Here is an 18,836-nt window from a genome sequence, read left to right on the forward strand (position 1 = left end):
GCCATCTCTGCTCCGGAACGGTGCGCCGTCAGGACCGGCATCTCAGATCTCGTCGCGGCCGGGCGGACGCAACGCGGCCCCGGCCGGTCGCGAGGACCTGCCGGGGCCGCGAGACGGCGTGCGAGGGGCTCAGGCGCCGAGGCCGAGAGCGCTCTGGATCGGCTCGAGCGTGAAGTACACGACGAACATCAGGGCGGCGACCCACATGAGCGCGTGGATCTGACGCACCTTGCCGAGCGCGAGCTTGATGATGACGAACGCGATGAAGCCGGCGCCGATGCCGTCGGCGATGGAGTACGTGAACGGCATGATGATGATCGTGAGGAACGCGGGGATCGCGATCTCCACGTTGCGCCACGAGATCCCGGCGACCTGCGCCATCATCAGGTAGCCCACGAAGACGAGGGCCGGCGCGGCGGCCTCGTAGGGCACCAGGGCGACGACGGGCGACAGGAACGTCGCCGCCAGGAACGCGATACCGGTGACGACGGCGGCGAGGCCGGTGCGGGCGCCCGCGCCGACGCCCGTCGTCGACTCCACGTACGCGGTGTTGGACGACGTGCTGCCGACGCCACCGGCGATCGCGGCGACCGAGTCGGCCACGAGGATGGCGCGGGTGCGCGGCGGGTTGCCCTCCTTGTCGAGCAGCTTTCCCTCGGCGCCGACGGCGACCATCGTGCCCATCGTGTCGAAGAAGTCCGCGATGAGCAGCGAGAAGACGATGAGGACCACGGACACGGCCGCGATGTTCTGGAACGAACCGAGCAGGGAGAACTGACCGATCAGGCCGAGGTCCGGCGTCGTGACCACGCCGCTGAACGTGGGGGCGTTGAGGTTGAAGCCGTCGGGGTTCTCCGCCGACTTCGCACCGATGTGCAGGGAGTTCTCCAGCACGACGGCGAGCGCCGTCGCCGTGATGATCGCGATGAGCATCGCGCCACGCACCTTGCGGACGAACAGGACGATGGTGAGCACCAGGCCGACGACGAACACGAGGATCGGCCAGGTGCCCAGGTTGCCGAGCGCCACGATGGTGCCTTCACCCGGCACGACGAAGCCGGCGTTGACGAGGCCGACGAGCGCGATGAACATGCCGATGCCGACGCTGATCGCCGTCTTGAGCTCGACGGGGACGGCCTTGAACACGGCCTCCCGGAACCCGGTGAGCACGAGGATCAGGATGATGACACCCTCGATCACCACGAGGCCCATGGCGTCGGCCCAGGTGACGTTCTCGATGCTGGCGATCGAGTAGGCGACGACGGCGTTCAGCCCGAGGCCGGCGGCCAGGCCCAGCGGGTAGTTCGCGAAGAGGCCCATGATGAGCGTCGCGACGCCGGCGACCAGCGCGGTCGCGGCCGCGACCATGCCGAGCGACTCGGGCGTGGCCTCGGCCCCGCCGCCGAGCACCTGACCGGTGCCGTCGGGCACCGTGCCGATGATCAGCGGGTTGAGCACGATGATGTAGCTCATCGCGAAGAAGGTCACCAGACCGCCGCGGATCTCCGCGCCGATGGTGGAGCCTCGTTCGGTGATCTTGAAGAAGCGGTCGATCGCGCTCAGGTCGCCCTGCGGCGGCGCGGTGGTCTGGTTCGCCATGGGCAGAATCGTGCCAGATCCTGTGAAGGACTCTTGCACGGAAACCGTGTGGTGACGCGGAATTCACACCGTGGACGCGCGCCGAGGCGACGTCCTGTCAGTACGCCCCGCGCCCGGTGACCACGGCTTTCGCCGTGCGGGCGAGGATGAGCAGGTCGCCGAAGACGGTCCAGTTCTCGGCGTAGAACACGTCGAGCCGGACGCCCTCCTCCCAGGACAGGTCGGACCGGCCGCCCACCTGCCACAGCCCGGTGAGGCCGGGCTTGACGCGTAGGCGCCGCCGTACACGCGCCTCGTACCTGGACACCTCGGCGGGCAGCGGCGGACGCGGCCCGACCAGCGACATCTGGCCGGCGAGCACGTTGAACAGCTGCGGCAGCTCGTCGAGGGACAGACGGCGCAGCACGCGCCCGACGGCGGTGACGCGCGGGTCGTCGTGCAGCTTGAACAGGACGCCGTCGCCGTCGCTGGGCCCGGCGAGGACGATCCGCTCGCGGTCCGCGCCCCGGCGCATGCTGCGGAACTTGAGCATCTCGAAGGTGCGGCCGTCGCGCCCCACCCGGTCCTGTCGGAACAGCACCGGCCCGCGGCTCGTGATCTTCACGGCGACGGCGACGACGGCCATCACGGGCAGCAGGAGCAGGGTGATGAGCGCGGCCCCCGTCCAGTCGACGACCGACTTCAGCACGTATCGCGGGCCGGTGAAGCGCGGGGCGTCGACGTGCAGCAGCGACACCGACTGCTCGGGGGTGAAAGTGATGCGCGGCCCGGCGACGTCGGCGAGCTCGGCGGTGAGCATGAGGTCCACGCCCACGGGCTCGAGCTCCCACCCGAGCCGCCGGACGACGTCGGCGGTGATGGCGTCCGAGCCGCTGACCGCCACGCAGTCGGCGCCCACCTGGGCCGCCATCGTGCCCGCGGTGCGCAGGTCGCCGAGCACGGGCACTCCGAGGATGTCCTCGCCGGGCCGCACGGCGTCCGACGTCGGCACGCACACCCCGACGACGCGGTAACCGGAGGTGCGGTCGTTGAGCTCGTGGACGAGTCGCTCGACCTGGTCGCGCAGCCCGATCGCGAGGACGAAGGTGACGCACGCGCCCTCCTTCCGGCGCCGGTGCAGCCATCCGCGGCACAGCCACCGGCCGAGCAGGAGCGCGACGACGCCGGTGGGCACCGCGACGAGCAGGAACGTGGAGATGCCGGGCCGCGCGAGGAGGAGGGCGAGCAGCGCGACAGGCGCCACGAGCCGCCAGGACGCGTCGAACACCCGCTGGTACTCGGCCGGCCCGGACGCGAAGACGCGCACGTCGTAGGCGCGACCGGCCCACAGGCTGCCGAGCCACGCGGTCACCAGCACCGCGGCGGACAGGAGCTGGTCGCCCAGGACCCACGGCGTGACGTGGTCCTGCACGACGACGCCACGCACCACGGCCGCGACGACGGCCGCGACGACCAGGACGACGACGTCGGTGCGCACCAGGCGACGCTTGTAGTCGGCCTGCCAGGAGCCCGCCCGGAACGAGTCCCGCACCTCCTTGAGGCGCGCGGCGCGGACGGCGGCGTTGCGCGAGCGAAGGGGCTGACGTGTGTCCGGGACGGTGATCACGGCTGCCTCCTTCCGCAGTGCGGGCGCCGCGCCCGTGCGCGGCAGCCGTCACCAAGGTAGGAGCGTCCGGGGCCCTTCGGAGGGCTTTCGGGGGCCTTTCACCCCGGCTTTCACCCGAGCCGACTTTCACCCTCTGACCTGGGGTTTCACCCGATTTTCAGCCGCACCCGGGCGTCATGGACGGAGTGCCCCGGGTGACTGCCGCCGGGGGCCAGCGATCCCGGTGCCGGGCCCTAGACTGGGGCGGTGCCCTCGATCGTCCGCATGCTCACCCACCCCGAGGAACGCCGGCCCGGTCCGCCGCCGCTGCGCGTGGACCTGCGGCGCGTGGTGCTCGGCGGCATCGGCCTGTGGGTCGTCGCCCTCGTCGCGACGCTGGTCGTGTACCTGACGGGCCGCGGGACGGAGGAGGCCGTCGTCACCTGCGTGGCCGGCATCCTCCTCGGCGGTGCCGGCCTGCTGTGGGAGCGCAAGCACCGCAGCGAGTACCGCGGCGAGGACTGAGCCCTCGGACAGCTGTCCGGTTCCGCCGACCACGGAACCGGCAGCTCCTGAGCATCATCCCCAGGCGGTCGTGACCCACAGCTCGGCGGCCCGCTCCGGCGCCGCGAGCACCGTGGCCAGCAGCGCCGCACGGTCGGGCCTGCCGAGCACGTCTGCGAGGGCGGCGGCGAGCCCCGCACGGTCCGTGGCGTGCGCGCGACCGTCGGCGTCCACCCACCACGGCACCGGGCTGCCCGCCACGGACAGCCGGCCGTGCTCGAACCACACCGCCGGCAGCCGCGCGTCGAGGGCCGCGACGCGCTCGTCGAGCGGCCGCTCCCGGCCCGGCCCGTCCGGGGCGGGCAGCCCGTCCTCCCCCACGACCGGCAGGTCGAGCAGGTCTGCCACGGCACCGACCTCCGCCTCCGGCACGGGCAGCACCGCGCCGAGCACGGCCCAGCGCGCCGTGCCGGCCACCTCGACGTCGTCGGCCCGGCGCACGACGACGTCGCTCGCGTCGAGCGCCGGCAGCCGGTCGGGCAGGGGGTCGAGCGCGGCCGCGCGCGCGGCGGGCGCGAGCCGTACCGCCAGGCCGGCGATGCCTCGCCACACGCCGAGCGCGACGGGCAGCGGCACGGAGGTGCCGACGCCGGGCAGCCGGTCGAGCGCGGCCGGCCAGTCCTGCGGGTCCAGGCGGTCGAGCCCGTCGACCACGCCCAGCGCGCGGCGCGCCTCGGGGTCGAGGGCGGCGACGGCGGGCGGCGCCGGCGGCAGCAGCGGGACGCCGTCGTGCGCGGCGAACGGAGCGCCGAGCCGGTCGCGCAGCCACCAGGCCGTGTACGACGGCGCGCCGGCCACGGGGGTGACGAGCGCGCGCCGCGCGTCCGGGTCCGCGACGAGGGCGGCGAGCACCCCGGCCCACGGGTCCTCGCGCACCGCGTCGTCGTGAACCGTGTCGTCGCGCTCACCGTCGGGGCCGACGTCGGGGCCCGCGTCGGGCGCGTCGTCGTCCACCGCGTCCAGGTCCGCGACCGCCTCCACGTCCGCGACGTCGACGCCGGGGCCGACCCGGTCGGCGAGGAACCGCAGGTAGTCGTCCCAGCCGGGCAGCCAGCCGGCGGGGTCGTCGGTCCCGTGCTCCCCCTCGGGGTCCGCGGGGTCGGGGGTGAGCACGTCGGTCACGCGGTACGTGTCCACGTCGGCCCGCACACCCAGGGCGACCAGCAGCGGCGCCGGGTAGTAGGCGACGGCGGCACGCGTCACCGGCGCGAGCCCGGGCATCGCCCCGGCCGCCCACGACCCGGGCAGCACGGCCTCCCGCGCGGGACGCCACCCGTCCTCGGTCGGCACGGGCAGCTCGCCGAGCCAGAACGGGAAGTCCTGCCCGCCGCCCGCGTGGGCGAGCCGCGCCAGCGCGAGCACGTTCTGCACCACCTCGCGCGGCCCCTCGTCCACCGGGCCCACCAGGGTGGGCGACCCGAGCACGCCGGTCTCCGGCACGTCGGGCGCGCCGTCGAGCAGCGCCTCCGACGCCGCCAGCGCGAGCGCGCGCACCCCCGCGTCGTCGAGCAGCGCGCGCGGGCTGGTGGACGACGCGCCCGCCCGCACCAGCAACGGGTGCGCGGCGTCCGGGTGCACGACGCGCACGCCGAGCGTCCGGGCGACGGCCGCCAGCGCGGGGTCGTCGTCGTCCTCGGGCAGCACGACGGTCCCCCTCACCCCGGACGCCGTGCGCCCGTCCGCGAGCGGCACGCGCGCGCCGGCGAGGGCCTCCAGCACGCCCGGGTCGGCGGCGTGGGGCTCGAGCGCGTCGCAGAGCGCGTACCAGCGCGTGGCGGGGAGGCCGCCGGGCAGGTCGGCGACGACGTCGGACAGGGTCGTCGGCGTCGCGCCCAGCCGCCGCGCGACGCCCTGCTGAGCGGTGGTGAGGGCCACCAGCCCGGGCACGACGCCCGCCAGCACCCCCACGAGGCGCGGATCGTCGCCGGCGGCCCCGACGAGCACCGTCGCGTCGGCCGGCGCGACGGCGGCCGTCACGGGCTCGTCGTCGGGCTCCCCCGCCGCGCGCGGGGCGGGGAGCAGCGGCGCCGACCGCAGGGCGTCCAGGGCGGCGTCACGGACGGCCGCGTCGAGGTCGCCGGTGGGCATCCCGCCGGGCACGAGGGCGAGGACGTCGGCGCCGCGCGCGGGCGCCACCGCGGTGAGGAGGTCGGCGTAGGCACGGCCGGCCTCGACCGCGAGGCGGTCGGTGAGCGGCCCGGGCAGCACGCGACGGCGCCCCGGGTCCACCGGGAACGACGCCACCAGCAGGGCCGGGAACGACAGCGGCACGTCTGTCGGCGTGGGCGCACGGAGCACTCCGGCCTCGCCCACCTCGGCGGCCTCGTCGCGCCGGACCGCCCAGGCGACGGACCAGCGTGCACGACGCTGCTCGAGCGGGAGGTCCGCCGTCTCGTCCTCGGTCACCGCTCCGGAACGCCGCAGCACCGCCCACCGGTCGCCGACGTCGGCGAGCGCCCGCGTCCCGAGGTCCTCGACGGTGACCGAGGCCAGGGCCGGCAGCGCGAGCAGCAGCGCGTCGTCGACGGCGGCGAGCTGCGCCCGCACGGACGCCACCGCGTCGGCGTCGCGCAGCACCAGCTCCACGACCGTCTCGAAGCCGTCCGCGTCCAGGCCGGCAGCGTCGGTCCCGGCGTCCGACCCGTCCGGCCCCTCGCCCAGCGCGGGTGCCGCGAACGGCAGGCGCAGCACCGGCAGGTCGTCGCCCCGGCCGGCGACGGCGTCGCGCAGCGCGGAGCCGTCCGGGGCGACGTCGTCGAGCAGGTCGCGCGTCGCCGCGAGCGAGAACCGCACCCCGCCGGTGCTCGAGCGCACCGTGACCTCGTCCGCCACCGACCGCACCGCGGCGAAGCCGACGCCGAAGCGGCCGACCTCCCCGGGCGCCGGGGTCTCGACAGGCCCGACCGGCGAGATCGGCTCGACCGGCGAGATGGGCTCGACCGGCGCAGCGAGCTCGACCGGCGCAGCCTTCGCAGACGCGCGCAGGGAGGAGAGCGACGCGACGCCGTCCGCCGTCAGCGGGGCGCCGGAGTTGGCGGCGACAAGCGTCGCGACGCCGCGCGGGTCGTCGTCGAGCTCGGTGAGGCGCAGCAGCAGGCGGCCCGGCTCCCCCGCGCGCGCGGCCGCGTCCGCGGCGTTCTGGGCGAGCTCGACGACCACGCGGTCGCGGTAGTAACCGCGGGCGTGGTCCTCCTCCGCGTTCGCGTCCTCCCGGAAGCGCGTGCCCGACCCGAGCCACGCCTCCGTGACCGCGTGCCGCAGGGCCGCGGTCCCGAAGACGTCGCCCGTCACTCGGCGTCGGGGCGCTCGGGAGCGGCGTCCGCCTCCGCGGCGTCGGTCGTGCCGGCGCGGGCCGCGTCGGTGTCGGTCGCGTCGGCACCCGTGCGGGCCCGCGCGCCGCGCGGCTCGACCGTGACGGCCTCCACCCGGAGCTCGTCGATGAGCGGCGCGTCGGCCGGCCAGTCGCTCGGCGGGTGCGGGGCGTCCGTCTCGGAGTGCGCGCCGCAGCCGTGGTCCAGCGACACGACCTTGCCGTCGTCGGGCGACCACGCGTTGGCGCAGACGCCGAAGAGCTGGCCGAGCGGACCCTGCAGCGGCACCAGGAAGCCGCAGGTGGTGCACTCGGCCGGCGACGCGACCGCCCCCGGCGCCGTCGGGCCGCGCGACCCGCGGTACCAGCGCTCGGCGGCCTCGTCACGGCCCTGGGGCGACAGCACGCGCTCGCGCGCGAGGGCGAGCTCGTCGATCGCGACGGAGTCGAGCTCCTCGTCGCCCGTGGCCTTCCAGCCGGGCTCGAGGCGCGGGTCGTCGGCGCGGAAGGGCAGCGTGTCCCCCGGGCCGACGTCGCCGGGGCGCAGGCGCTCCGACCACGGCAGCCAGGCCGGGGCGAGCAGCGCGTCGTCGCCGGGCAGCAGCTCGACCTCGCACACCGTGGCGACCCGCCCGCGCGGCACGCGCGCCAGCGTCACGGTCCAGTGCCAGCCGCGGTAGCCGGGCATGGTCGCGGCGAACCGGTGGGACATGAGGCGCTCGCCCTCGGCGACCGTCCCCAGGTGCTCGCCCACGTCCGACGGCGAGGACGCGCCTTCCTGGGCGGCCTCGCGCGCCTGGTCGACCGCGCCGAGCAGCACGGCGTCCTTGCGCGCGCGGGAGCTGACCCGCGTCGTGCGTGCGGGGGCGTCAGCGGCAGCGGTCACCATGTCGTCGTCCTCTTCGTACTCGTCATGTCCTCGTCTCGGGCCCTCGGTCCGGGCGTGGTCGGCGGCCGGAGCGTCAGGAGTCGAGGTCGTCCGCGACCGCGCGCAGCAGCGTCGCGACGCGCTTGCCCGCCGTGGCGTCCGGGTACTTGCCACGCTTCAGCTGGTCGCCCACGCGGTCGAGCACCGTGATGAGGTCCTCGACGATGCCGGCCATCTCGGACGGCGCCTTGCGCTTCGCCTTCGCCACCGACGGCGCAGGGTCGAGCAGCGTGACGGACAGCGCGGACGGGCCGCGGCGGCCGTCGGCCACGCCGAACTCGACTCGCGCGCCGGGCTTGATGCCCGCCACGTCCGTCGGCAGCGCGGAGGCGTGCAGGAAGATCTCCCCACCGTCCTCGCTGGCGATGAAGCCGAAACCGCGCTCCGCGTCGTACCACTTGACCTTGCCGGTGGGCACCTGGACCTCTTCGTGCTCGTCGTCGACTGCGGCCCGCGCCGGTGCGCGGAGCCGGGTCCGGCCGGTGCCCGGGCGCGCGCCCGGCACGCGGCCAGAGGCTCAGGCTACCGGCCGGTGCGGCCCGGTGCCGCATCGGTCCGGGTCCGGGGTCCGCCGCTCGCGCCGAACTGGCGGCCGACGGCGTTCTCGCCTGTGGTGACCCCCCGCAGCGCCACCCGCCTGTTCCGCCGGGTCAGTCGATGCCGAGGTCGGCGGCGAGGCGGTGCACGACGGCGTCGTACCACTGCCCCGGGTCGGTGACGGAGCCGACGAGGTGGCCGAAGAGCTCGAACGACACGGTGCCGAACAGCGTGGTCCAGGCCATGAGCGCGCGGGCCACGACCTCCGTCGGAGCGTCCGCCACGATCCCCCGCGCGGCGACGAACTCCCGCGCCGGGCCCACGAGCGCGGTCGCGTCAGGGGCCCCGGCCGGGGCGGCTCGCGGGACGGCGCCGGCCCGGTACGCGTGCGCCACGACCGCCACCAGCACGCGCACCACCCGGGTGGCCGGGTCGACGGTGTCGCGCGGCGCCGCGTACCCGGGCACGGGCGTGCCGTAGAGCAGGCCGAGCTCGGCGGGGTGCGCCACCGCCCACGACCGCAGCGCCCGGCAGGCGGCGAGCCAGCGGGCGGCGACGTCGTCACGGTCGGCGACCGCGGCGTCGGCCTCCTCGACGGCGGCGCCCAGCTCGTCGTAGCACTCGACGATCAGGGCGGTGAGGAGCGCGTCGCGGCTCGGGACGTACCGGTACACGGCAGACGAGACCATCCCGACGTCGCGGGCGACGGCGCGCAGGGACAGGGCGGCGGGCCCGTCCGTCGCGAGGCGGGCGCGGGCGGCGGCGCGGATCTCGCGGGTGAGCGTCTCGCGGGCGAGGGCGCGGGCGGTGCGGGGGGCGTCGGCCATGCGGCTCAGCCTGGCACGCGAGAGCAGCGATCACCAAAAAGAGCACCGCTCTTGTCAGGCCGCACCCGACGTGTCACGATCGTCGGACAGAGAGCACTGCTCTCGGATTGGAGCACCCGTCATGACCGACCGTCACCTGATCGTCGGCGCCGGCCCCGTCGGCCGGCACGTCGCCGCACTGCTCGCCGCGCGCGGCTCCGACATCACCGTCGTCACCCGCACCGGCCGCGACACCGGGATCGCCGGCGTCGCGCACGCCACCCTCGACGCCTCCGACGCCGACGCCCTGGCCCGCGCGGCCGACGGTGCCGACGTCCTCTACAACTGCGCCAACCCGGGCGACTACACCCAGTGGGAGCGCGCCTGGCCCCCGCTCGCGGCCGCGTTCCTGGCCGCCGCCGAGCACTCGGGCGCCGTCTACGCGATCACCGGGAACCTCTATCCCTACGGCCCCGTGGACGGGCCGATGAGCGAGGGCCTGCCCGACGCCGCCACCGACCACAAGGGCGTGCTGCGTGCCCGGATGTGGGCGGACGCCCGACAGGCGTTCGAGGACGGGCGGCTGCGCGGCGCCGTCGAGGTCCGCGCCTCCGACTACATGGGCCCCGGCGTGGGCGGCAACGGGCACGTCTCGCGCGTCGTCCCCGCGGCGCTGCGCGGCCGCCGCGCCACGATGATGGGCCGCACCGACCTGGCCCACACGTTCACCGACGTGGGCGACGTCGCCCGCACCCTCGTCGCCGCCGCGGAGGACCCGGGCTCCCACGGCCGCACCTGGCACGTGCCGAGCAACGCCCCGCGCAGCCAGGCCCAGGCCCTGACCGACGTGCTCGCCGCCGTCGGCCACCCGCCCGTGCGCGTGGGCTCGCTGCGCGGCCCCGCCCTCGCCGCCGTCGCGCCCTTCTCCCCCTTGGTGCGCGAGCTGCGGGAGCTGATCTACCAGTGGGAGCGGCCCTACGTGCTCGACGACTCCGCGGCTCGCGCCCGCTGGGGCATCGAGCCCACCCCGTGGGACGAGGTCTGCCGCCGCACCGCCCGGCCCTGACCACCCCGCCGCCCCTGCCGGACGTGCGGTGGCGCGCGTCCGGACGGCGTCTTCGGAGCGCCCATGCGTGTTCGGCGACGAGGGGGCGGCGCGTAGCATCGATCAGATGGCCAGCACGTCGCCCCGGGGCACGGTGGAGGCCGACGTCGCGGACGGCGCCGGCGTCACGGACGCGCCCCGCACCTTCACCGAGGCGATCCGCGGCCGCGACGACGACGAGCTGCTCACGCTGCTGCGCGCGCGCCCCGACCTTGCCACCCCGTCACCGTCCACGCTGCGCTCCCTCGCGGCCCGCGCGTCCAGCCGCACCGCCCTCGAGCGGGCGCTCGCGCACGCGGACGCGCGCACCCTGCAGGCGCTCGAGGCCGTGGTCGCGCTCGCCGGCGAGGTACCGGTGACGCCCGGGGAGGTGCGGCGCGCGGTCGGCGCGGACGACGTCGCGGCCGACCTGGGACCGGCACCCGACGGCCCCGAGGACGCCGGGTCCGTGGTCGAGCGCGCTCTCGCCGACGCGCTCGCCGCGGCGCTGCTGTGGGACGCGGGCGAGCCCGGCCGCCCGGACCTGCGCCCCGCGCCCGGGCTGGACGACGTCCTGGGCCCGCACCCCGCAGGTCTCGGCCCCGCCCGCCCCGCCGAGCGCCGTACTTGGTCGCCGTCCGACGCCGGGAAGACGACGAAGGACAGCGCTCGAGCCGACCAGCTCTTGCCCGAGGACCTCCCCCGCGGCGGCCGCGAGGTGCTGGACGCGCTCGCGTGGGGGCCGCCGATCGGCCTCGTCCCCGCCCCGGGCACGCCCGCGCGCGAGGCGGTGGACGCCCTCGTCGACGCGCGGCTGCTGCTGCGCACGGACGGCCGGCACGTGACACTGCCGCGCGACGTCGGGCTGGCGCTGCGGGGCGGTCGCACGCACCGCTCCCCCGAGCTCGCCCCGCCGCGGCCGGACGGACGCACGGTGCCGCAGGTGGTGGTCGACGCGGAGGCCGCGAGCGCCGCCCTCGAGCTCGTGCGCCGCGTCGACCTGCTCGTGGCCGCGTGGGACGACGCCGCGCCGGCGGTGCTGCGCAGCGGCGGCCTCGGCGTGCGCGACCTGCGCCGTACCGCCCAGGCCCTCGGCACCGACGAGGTGGACGCCGCGTTCGTCGTCGAGCTGGCCGCGGCGGCGGGCGTGGTGGCCGACGACGGCGAGGCGCCGCCGTCGTACCGGCCCACGACCGTCGCCGACCAGTGGGAGGGCATGGACGACGCGGAGCGCTGGGCCCTGCTCGCCGCCGCGTGGGCGGGCTCGCGCCGCACGCCGTGGCTGGTGGGCTCGCGCGACGAGAAGGGCAACCTGCGGGCACCGCTGTCCGGCGACCTGCACCGCGGCTGGGTGCCGCGGCTGCGCCGTCAGGTGCTCGAGGTGCTGGCCGCGCAGCAGGGCACGGCCCTCGACTCGGGCGCCGTGATGACGGTGCTGCGCTGGCACGCGCCGCGCACGGTGCCGCCGGAGCAGGCCGTCGCCGGGCTGCTGGCCGAGGCCGCGCTGCTCGGCGCCACCGGGGCGGGCGCGCTGTCGGGGCCCGGCGCGGCAATCCGGGAGGGCGCGGACCGCGCCGCCCTCGTGGGTGCGCTGCGCGCGACCCTGCCGCCGGAGGTGGACGAGGTGCTGCTGCAGGGCGACCTCACCGGCATCGTGCCGGGCCGGCCGTCGCAGGCGCTGGCGATGCTGCTCGAGCGGTCGGCCGACGTGGAGTCGCGGGGCGCGGCGACCACGGTGCGCTTCTCGCCCGCGTCCGTGACGCGCGCGCTGGACCACGGCACGGCGGCGGACGAGCTGCTCGACGCGCTCGCCCACCGTTCGCGGGTGCCCGTGCCGCAACCGCTGGAGTACCTGGTGCGCGACACGGCGCGACGGCACGAGTCGCTGCGGGTGGGCTCGGCCGGGTCGTACGTGCGGGCCGCCGACCCGACGGTGCTGGCCGGCCTCGCGGCGGACCCGCGGCTCGCGCACCTGGGGCTGGTGCGGCTGGCCCCGACCGTGCTCGCCGCGGCCGTGCCCGCCGTCGAGCTGCACGACGCGCTGCGCGCCCGCGGGCTGCTGTCCGCCCTCGAGGGCCCCGACGGCCGGGTCCTCAGCGCCCGCCTGCGCCGCCCGCCGCGGCCCGACCGCACCGCCAGGGAGGCGCGCCGCGGCCCCGCGGCGGAGCCGGAGACGACGTCGGACGACGCCCGGGCGCACCTGGTGGCCCGGCTGCGGGCCGCGGACTCCGGGGACGACACGGCCGTGGACCGGCTCGCGGGTGCGCACCGCGCCGCCGGGGCGCCGAACGGCACGAACGGCTCCCGCCCGCCCGGGGCGCCGAACGGGAGCCGGAGCGCTGCGCCCGGGCGGGTGCGCACCACCGAGCCGGGCGACGCGCTGGCCACCCTGCACGACGCGCTGCGCGACGGTCGCCTCGTGTGGATCGAGATGGTCGGCGCGTCGGGCACGCTGGAGCGCCGCGCGCTCAAGCCGCTGCGGCTCGACGGCGGCCGGCTGCGGGCCCTGGACCCGGCGCGCGAGGCGGAGCTCACCGTCGCCGTGCACCGCATCGCCGCCGTCGAGCCGGCGGACGGCTGACGCCGGCCCCCCACCGGCACGGAACAACGGCGACCCCCTCCGGCGTTGACACGCTGGATCACCACCCCTCGGAAGGAGCCGCATGACCGACGGCCCGCTGATCGTGCAGAGCGACAAGTCCGTCCTGCTGGAGGTGGATCACCCGCGCGCGGACGACGCGCGCCGCGCCATCGCCCCGTTCGCGGAGCTCGAGCGGGCGCCGGAGCACGTGCACACCTACCGCCTCACCAGCCTGGGGCTGTGGAACGCGCGCGCCGCCGGGCACGACGCGGAGCAGGTCGTGAACACGCTCATCGAGTACTCCCGCTACCCCGTGCCGCACGCGCTGCTCATCGACGTCGCGGAGACGATGGGGAGGTACGGACGGCTGACGCTCGCGACGCATCCCACGCACGGTCTCGTGCTCGAGTCGACGGACCGCGCCGTGCTCGCCGAGGTGCTCAAGTCCAAGCGCACCGCGGGCCTGGTGGGCGACCGCGTCGACGAGCAGACCGTCGTCGTGCACCCGTCCGAGCGCGGCCACCTCAAGCAGGTGCTGGTCAAGCTGGGCTGGCCCGCGGAGGACCTCGCCGGGTACGTCGACGGCGAGAAGCACGAGATCGCGCTCGCCTCACCCACCCACCCCCGCACCCCCACCGAGGTGCCCAAGGAGTGGGAGATGCGCCCCTACCAGGCGCAGGCGGTGGACGGCTTCTGGCACGGCGGCTCCGGCGTCGTCGTGCTGCCCTGCGGCGCGGGCAAGACGATCGTCGGCGCGGGCGCGATGGCGAAGTCCGGCACCACCACGCTCATCCTCGTCACCAACACCGTCAGCGCCCGGCAGTGGCGCGACGAGCTGGTGCGGCGCACCACCCTCACCGAGGACGAGATCGGCGAGTACTCGGGCTCCCGCAAGGAGATCAAGCCCGTCACCATCGCCACCTACCAGGTGCTCACCACCAAGCGGAAGGGCGTGTACAGCCACCTCGAGCTGCTGGACGCCCGCGACTGGGGCCTCGTCCTCTACGACGAGGTGCACCTGCTCCCCGCGCCCATCTTCCGCATGACGGCGGACCTGCAGGCGCGCCGCCGCCTCGGCCTCACCGCCACGCTCGTGCGCGAGGACGGCCGCGAGGACGAGGTGTTCAGCCTCATCGGCCCCAAGCGCTACGACGCCCCGTGGAAGGACATCGAGGCGCAGGGCTACATCGCGCCCGCCGACTGTGTCGAGGTGCGGCTCACGCTGCCCGAGCACGAGCGGATGGTGTACGCGACGGCCGAGCCGGAGGACAAGTACCGGCTCGCCGCGTGCGCGCCGGGCAAGAACCGCGTGGTCGAGCAGATCGTGGCCCAGCACCCGGACGACCAGGTGCTCGTCATCGGCCAGTACCTGGACCAGCTCGAGGAGCTCAGCGCGCACCTCGACGCCCCGCTCATCACGGGCGCGACGACGGTCCGCGAGCGCCAGCGCCTGTTCGAGGCGTTCCGCTCCGGGGAGATCAGCCGGCTCGTGGTGTCGAAGGTCGCGAACTTCTCCATCGACCTGCCCGAGGCGTCCGTCGCGATCCAGGTGTCCGGGTCGTTCGGGTCGCGGCAGGAGGAGGCCCAGCGGCTGGGGCGCGTCATGCGGCCCAAGGCCGACGGCCGGACGGCGCACTTCTACGCCGTCGTCGCGCGCGACACCGTGGACCAGGACTTCGCCGCCCACCGCCAGCGGTTCCTCGCCGAGCAGGGGTACGCGTACCGCATCGTCGACGCGGAGGACCTGGAGGCCCCCGACGCCGCGAGGTAGTGCGGGCATCCGCGACCACTGCTTCCCGTGGCTGGACGCGCAGGGCTCATGACGTACGTGACCTGCCCGACCCTGCGCTACCACCCGGCGGTCGTGGCGCAGAAGGCGGCGACGGTCGGGCTGCTCTCGGACGGTCGGTTCACCCTGGGGCTCGGGGCCGGGGAGAATGACGACCCGGTCGAGATCGGCGTGGCCGTCCCGGGCCGGCAGTCGGTGGAGCACCTGGCCCCGCTCGCCGACCATCTCGTGGCGACCGAGCCGAAGGCGGGCCTCGTCGAGCACCGGGACTCCGTGCGTGCCGACACGGCGCTGCCGCCGTCGCGGGACGCGGACGGACCGCGATTGCGTCGTCTGCCCGCGCGCGACACGATCAGGTCGTGAATCCCCGTGTCGTCCCCGCTGTGCCGCGCCGTGTCGCAGCGGCCGTCGGTGCGTGCGTGCTGGCCCTCCTGCTGGCGCTCGCCGGCACGGCCGTGCTCGCGCCCACCGCCTCCGCCGTCCCGCCTCTGACCGAGCTCGACAGCGAGATCACCGACCAGTCGGGGGTGCTCGACGGTGACGAGGCGCAGGTGCAGGCCTCGCTCGACGAGCTCGCGGAGCAGACGCCGTACCAGCTGTTCGTCGTCTACGTGGACTCGTTCGACGGCACGGACGGGCGCGACTGGGCCAACCGCACCGCCACGGACGCGGGCCTCGGCGTGAACGACCTGCTGCTCGCCGTCGCCACCGAGGACCGCGCGTACGGGCTGTCGGTGGACACCAACAACGGGCTCTCGGACGCCCAGCTCGACCAGGTCGAGGAGACCGTCGAGGACCACCTGCGCGACGACGACTGGGCGGGCGCGGCGATCGCCGCCGCGGACACGATCCGCACCGGTGGTTCGACGTCGTCCGGTGGCGCCGCCTGGGGCGCTTTCGCCGCCGTCGGCGGGGTCGCCGTGGCGGGCGGAGTGGGCGGGTGGCTCTGGTACCGGTCGCGCCGCAGGAAGGCGGCCGGCGCCCCGGCCGGGTCGGACGACGTCGCGGCCCTCCCGACCGAGGAGCTCGAGCGCCGCGTCGGCACGGCGCTGGTCGAGATCGACGACGCCCTGCGCACGTCGGAGCAGGAGCTCGGCTTCGCGCAGGCGGAGTTCGGGCTGGGGGCCACGCAGGACTTCTCCGCGGCGCTCGAGGCCGCCAAGGCCGACGTCGCGCAGGCGTTCCACCTGCGCCAGGAGCTGGACGACGACGTCCCCGAGGACGAGCCGCGCCGCCGGCAGCTGCTGGTCGGCGTCCTCGACCTGTGCGAACGGGCGGGCGCGTCGCTGGACGCGCAGACGGACTCCTTCGACGAGCTGCGCGCGCTGCAGCAGCGGGCCCCCGAGCTGCTGGACGAGGCCGGGCAGCGCGCCGGCGAGATCGAGGCGCGGGTGCCGGTGGCGCGCGAGACGCTGACCGGGCTCGCGGCGTCGTACCCGGCGGCGGCGCTGGCGTCGGTCGGCGGCAACCCCGACCAGGCCACCGCCCTCGTGGCACACGCCCGGGACGCCGTGACCTCGGGCCGCGCCGCGCTCACCGACCGCACCCGCGCGGCCGCCGTCGCGCACCTGCGGGCGGCGCAGAACGCCCTCGGCCAGGCCGCGACGCTGCTGGACGCCGTCGACCAGGCGGGCGCCCGGCTCGCGACGGCCGGGACCGACCTGGACAAGGGGCTCGCGTCGATCGGCCAGGACGTGGCCGACGCGGCCCGGCTCGCGCCGCCCGGCGCCCCCGCCGACGTCGCGGCCGATCGGACGGCGGTCACCGCCGCGCTCGCCGAGGCACAGGCCGCGATCGCCCAGGCGCGCGACGCCCGCTCCGGCGGCGACCCGCTCGCGGCGCTGCAGCGCCTCACCGCGGCCGAGGCCGCCCTGGACACCGCCCTCGCACCGGCCCGCGAGAAGGCCGAGTCGGACGCCCGCGCCCGCGCCCTCCTGCGCGACACGCTCGGGCGTGCCGACTCGCAGGTCCGCGCCACGCAGGACTACGTCGCGACGCGGCGCGGCGCCGTCGGTCCCGAGGCCCGGACCCGGCTGGCCGAGGCCGCGCGCCTCGTCGCCGAGGCCCAGGCACTCCAGGCACAGGACCCGACGGCGGCGCTCGGGCGCGCCCAGCAGGCCGAGCGGTACGCGCAGCAGGCGGCGCAGCTCGCGGAGCAGGACACGTCGTCGTGGGGCGCGAACCAGGGCGGGCAGGGCGGCTCGAACGTCGGCGGCATGGTGCTGGGCGGGATCCTCCTCGACTCCGTGCTGCGCGGCTCGGGCGGCGGCATCGGCGGCGGTATCGGACGGGGCTACGGCGGGGGACGCCGGCGCGGCGGCTCCGCCGGAGGGTTCGGCGGAGGGTTCGGCGGCGGCCGGGGCGGCGGCGGGTTCGGCGGAGGCGGCCGCAGCAGCGGCGGGCGCGGCGGGAGGTCGCGCGGCGGGCGTTTCTGACCAGCGGGACGACCCGCGGAACCGCGCCGGGGCGGCAGGCGTTCTGGCAGGCACGGGACGACGACACATCACCTCAGCAGGGCGACGGAAGGAAGCACGACCATGACGCAGAAGCAGAGCATCCTCGGGCGCATCGGCCAGCTCGCGAAGGCGAACATCAACGCACTGCTGGACCGCGCCGAGGACCCGCAGAAGTTGCTCGACCAGCTGGTGCGCGACTACACCAACAGCATCGCCGAGGCCGAGCAGGCGATCGCCCAGACGATCGGCAACCTGCGCCTCGCCGAGCAGGACTACAACGAGGACGTCTCCGCGGCGAGCGAGTGGGGCACCAAGGCCCTCGCGGCGTCGCGCAAGGCCGACGAGTACCGCGCCGGGGGCAACGCCGTCGAGGCCGACAAGTTCGACCGGCTCGCCAAGGTGGCGCTGCGCAAGCAGCTCGACGCCGAGTCGGAGGTCAGGACCGCGCAGCCGATGATCGAGCAGCAGCGGGTCACCGTCGAGAAGCTCAAGACCGGCCTCGCCGCGATGAAGGACAAGCTGGGCGACCTGAAGTCCCGGCGCGACCAGCTCGTCGCCCGCCAGAAGGCGGCGCAGGCGCAGCAGACGGTGCAGGGCGCGATCAGCTCCATCAACGTGCTCGACCCGACCAGCGAGATCTCCCGGTTCGAGGAGACCGTGCGGCGCGAGGAGGCGCTGGCGATGGGTCAGGCGGAGGTCGCGGCCTCGTCCCTCGACGCCCAGTTCGCCGAGCTGGAGGCGTCCGACGCGGAGATCGAGCTCGAGGCCCGTCTCGCGGCCCTCAAGGCCGGCTCGTCCCCCGCCCCCCAGATCAGCCCCGTCGACCCGGCCTGACCCGTGTCGCCGAGGTAGTCCGGATCCTGCCGAGGTAGTCCGGACCCTGCCGAGGTAGTTCCCTTGCGGACTACCTCGGCAGGATCCGACTACCGCGGCGCGCAGGGAACTACCTCGGCGAGGGGGGCGGATACGCTGGGGAGCATGTCTCCCGCTTTCACCGCCCCGGCCCCCGCGAGCGAGCCCGCCCCCGTGGTCCCCACCGGGCGCCGCACGTACCTCCTGGTGGACGGCGAGAACATCGACGCCACGCTGGGCATGAACGTGCTGGGCCGGCGGCCGAACCCCGAGGAGCGTCCGCGCTGGGACCGCATCTCGACGTTCGCGCAGAAGCTGTGGGACCAGGACGTCGTCCCGCTGTTCTTCCTCAACGCCAGCAGCGGGCAGATGCCGATGGCGTTCGTGCAGGCCCTGCTGGCGATGGGCTACAAGCCGATCCCGCTGGCGTCGTCGGGCACGGAGAAGGTGGTCGACGTCGGTATCCAGCGCACGCTGGAGGCCCTGGCGGACCGGGACGGCGACGTCCTGCTCGCGAGCCACGACGGCGACTTCCTCCCGCAGATCGAGTCGCTGCTCGACAGCGACCGCCGCGTCGGCCTGCTCGCGTTCCGCGAGTTCGTCAACGGCCAGTTCACGCAGCTCACCGAACGTGGGCTGGAGATGTTCGACCTCGAGGGCGACGCCGACGCGTTCACCGCCCCGCTGCCGCGCGTGCGGATCATCCCGCTCGACGAGTTCGACCCGCTGCGCTACCTCTGACGGC

14 protein-coding genes are annotated in these 18,836 nt (G+C 75.9%); 8 read left to right on the forward strand and 6 right to left on the reverse strand.

The genetic code is table 11. The features are described from left to right. Window positions 1-129 precede the first annotated feature (129 nt). Window positions 130-1,599, reverse strand: a complete 1,470-nt coding sequence (locus B5Y66_RS02835) for an NCS2 family permease (RefSeq protein WP_079570652.1) — start codon at window positions 1,597-1,599, stop codon at window positions 130-132. A 97-nt stretch (window positions 1,600-1,696) separates the two neighbouring features. Then, the gene (locus B5Y66_RS02840; protein WP_245806884.1) at window positions 1,697-3,205 is read right to left on the reverse strand and encodes a sugar transferase; all 1,509 of its coding nucleotides are present in this window, start codon (window positions 3,203-3,205) and stop codon (window positions 1,697-1,699) included. 246 nt (window positions 3,206-3,451) lie between these two features. Here B5Y66_RS02840 and B5Y66_RS02845 point away from each other — a divergent pair, with 246 nt between their 5' ends. Then, entirely contained in the window at window positions 3,452-3,709 is a 258-nt protein-coding gene (locus B5Y66_RS02845) for a DUF2530 domain-containing protein (protein ID WP_079570655.1), read from the forward strand. Window positions 3,710-3,763: 54 nt separating this feature from the next. Here the strand turns inward: B5Y66_RS02845 and B5Y66_RS02850 are convergent, their stop codons facing one another. The 4 genes from B5Y66_RS02850 to B5Y66_RS02865 all read right to left on the reverse strand — a co-directional run bounded on the left by B5Y66_RS02850 (window position 3,764) and on the right by B5Y66_RS02865 (window position 9,350). Further along, on the reverse strand, window positions 3,764-7,039 hold the full coding sequence (locus B5Y66_RS02850; RefSeq protein ID WP_079570657.1) for a hypothetical protein: 3,276 nt from the start codon (window positions 7,037-7,039) through the stop codon (window positions 3,764-3,766). Next, entirely contained in the window at window positions 7,036-7,947 is a 912-nt protein-coding gene (locus tag B5Y66_RS02855; RefSeq protein WP_079570660.1) for a DUF3027 domain-containing protein, read from the reverse strand. Before B5Y66_RS02855 ends, B5Y66_RS02850 begins: the two co-directional genes overlap by 4 nt. A gap of 73 nt (window positions 7,948-8,020) precedes the next feature. After that, a complete protein-coding gene (locus B5Y66_RS02860; protein ID WP_079571732.1) occupies window positions 8,021-8,404 on the reverse strand; it encodes a cold-shock protein in 384 nt (127 codons plus the stop codon). Between the two features lie 232 nt (window positions 8,405-8,636). Next, entirely contained in the window at window positions 8,637-9,350 is a 714-nt protein-coding gene (locus B5Y66_RS02865; protein ID WP_079570663.1) for a TetR/AcrR family transcriptional regulator, read from the reverse strand. A 121-nt stretch (window positions 9,351-9,471) separates the two neighbouring features. On the opposite strand from B5Y66_RS02865, the gene B5Y66_RS02870 reads away from it, so the two are divergent. From B5Y66_RS02870 to B5Y66_RS02900, 7 genes are all read left to right on the forward strand, one after another. Then, on the forward strand, window positions 9,472-10,395 hold the full coding sequence (locus B5Y66_RS02870; protein WP_079570666.1) for an NAD-dependent epimerase/dehydratase family protein: 924 nt from the start codon (window positions 9,472-9,474) through the stop codon (window positions 10,393-10,395). A gap of 106 nt (window positions 10,396-10,501) precedes the next feature. Beyond that, window positions 10,502-12,994, forward strand: coding sequence for a helicase-associated domain-containing protein (locus B5Y66_RS02875; RefSeq protein ID WP_079570669.1), 2,493 nt, complete (start codon window positions 10,502-10,504; stop codon window positions 12,992-12,994). An 82-nt stretch (window positions 12,995-13,076) separates the two neighbouring features. Then, a complete protein-coding gene (locus B5Y66_RS02880; protein ID WP_079570672.1) occupies window positions 13,077-14,765 on the forward strand; it encodes a DNA repair helicase XPB in 1,689 nt (562 codons plus the stop codon). Window positions 14,766-14,813: 48 nt separating this feature from the next. Then, entirely contained in the window at window positions 14,814-15,146 is a 333-nt protein-coding gene (locus tag B5Y66_RS22440; protein WP_079570675.1) for an LLM class flavin-dependent oxidoreductase, read from the forward strand. After that, on the forward strand, window positions 15,143-17,218 hold the full coding sequence (locus tag B5Y66_RS23100) for a TPM domain-containing protein (RefSeq protein WP_079570678.1): 2,076 nt from the start codon (window positions 15,143-15,145) through the stop codon (window positions 17,216-17,218). The genes B5Y66_RS22440 and B5Y66_RS23100 overlap by 4 nt, the downstream gene beginning before the upstream one ends. A gap of 102 nt (window positions 17,219-17,320) precedes the next feature. Beyond that, window positions 17,321-18,073: a PspA/IM30 family protein gene (locus B5Y66_RS02895; RefSeq protein ID WP_079570687.1), complete on the forward strand. Its 753-nt coding sequence runs from the start codon at window positions 17,321-17,323 to the stop codon at window positions 18,071-18,073. A 144-nt stretch (window positions 18,074-18,217) separates the two neighbouring features. After that, complete coding sequence (locus tag B5Y66_RS02900) at window positions 18,218-18,832, forward strand: NYN domain-containing protein (RefSeq protein ID WP_079570690.1); 615 nt, start codon at window positions 18,218-18,220, stop codon at window positions 18,830-18,832. Window positions 18,833-18,836: the final 4 nt, after the last annotated feature.

The sequence above is a fragment of the Krasilnikoviella flava genome (assembly GCF_900167525.1).
Classification (GTDB): domain Bacteria; phylum Actinomycetota; class Actinomycetes; order Actinomycetales; family Cellulomonadaceae; genus Isoptericola; species Isoptericola flavus.

What these genes read in the sequence shown, in the direction of transcription:
- B5Y66_RS02835 (WP_079570652.1), bottom strand. Translation starts at nt 1,599, where the DNA reads ATGGCGAACCAGACCACCGCGCCGCCGCAGGGCGACCTGAGCGCGATC.
- B5Y66_RS02855 (WP_079570660.1), bottom strand. Translation starts at nt 7,947, where the DNA reads ATGGTGACCGCTGCCGCTGACGCCCCCGCACGCACGACGCGGGTCAGC.
- B5Y66_RS02865 (WP_079570663.1), bottom strand. Translation starts at nt 9,350, where the DNA reads ATGGCCGACGCCCCCCGCACCGCCCGCGCCCTCGCCCGCGAGACGCTC.
- B5Y66_RS02870 (WP_079570666.1), top strand. Translation starts at nt 9,472, where the DNA reads ATGACCGACCGTCACCTGATCGTCGGCGCCGGCCCCGTCGGCCGGCAC.
- B5Y66_RS02875 (WP_079570669.1), top strand. Translation starts at nt 10,502, where the DNA reads ATGGCCAGCACGTCGCCCCGGGGCACGGTGGAGGCCGACGTCGCGGAC.
- B5Y66_RS02880 (WP_079570672.1), top strand. Translation starts at nt 13,077, where the DNA reads ATGACCGACGGCCCGCTGATCGTGCAGAGCGACAAGTCCGTCCTGCTG.
- B5Y66_RS22440 (WP_079570675.1), top strand. Translation starts at nt 14,814, where the DNA reads ATGACGTACGTGACCTGCCCGACCCTGCGCTACCACCCGGCGGTCGTG.
- B5Y66_RS02895 (WP_079570687.1), top strand. Translation starts at nt 17,321, where the DNA reads ATGACGCAGAAGCAGAGCATCCTCGGGCGCATCGGCCAGCTCGCGAAG.
- B5Y66_RS02900 (WP_079570690.1), top strand. Translation starts at nt 18,218, where the DNA reads ATGTCTCCCGCTTTCACCGCCCCGGCCCCCGCGAGCGAGCCCGCCCCC.